The sequence below is a fragment of the Serratia sp. HNCC26DJ206 genome (assembly GCF_057180605.1).
The window spans coordinates 1-339 of the sequence record NZ_JBXUGP010000159.1 but is presented as its reverse complement, the minus strand read 5'-3'; the positions used below and the strand labels follow the sequence as shown (position 1 = coordinate 339).

1 protein-coding gene is annotated in these 339 nt (G+C 59.6%); it reads right to left on the bottom strand.

What is annotated here, in order from left to right:
• Positions 1-339 (bottom strand): TolC family protein (locus AC2A1E_RS24395; protein ID WP_484385905.1); only part of this gene is annotated, 339 nt, incomplete at both ends.

Here is a 339-nt window from a genome sequence, read left to right as displayed (position 1 = left end):
ACGCGCAACATAGGCCAACGCCACCTGGCGGCTTTCCTGATAGCGCCCCAGGTTCATCAGCTCTGACACGGTACTGTAGGCCAACTGCTCTTTGGTGTAACTCTCCGCATTCACCGCCGCCGTGACGCTGGCTTCGGCGCTGTCCACCTGATTGCTGATCTTGCCCCAATCATAGATTGGCGTGGTGATAGATACCGACCCACTGGTATCACTGGCCTTGGCGTTATTGCGTTGCAGATCGGCATTGCCCCCCTGGGTGCCTAACGGCGTGGAGACCCCGACCTGCACCTGTGGCCAGCGCTGCCCTTTGGTCTGATCAACGTAGTAACCCGCAGCCAG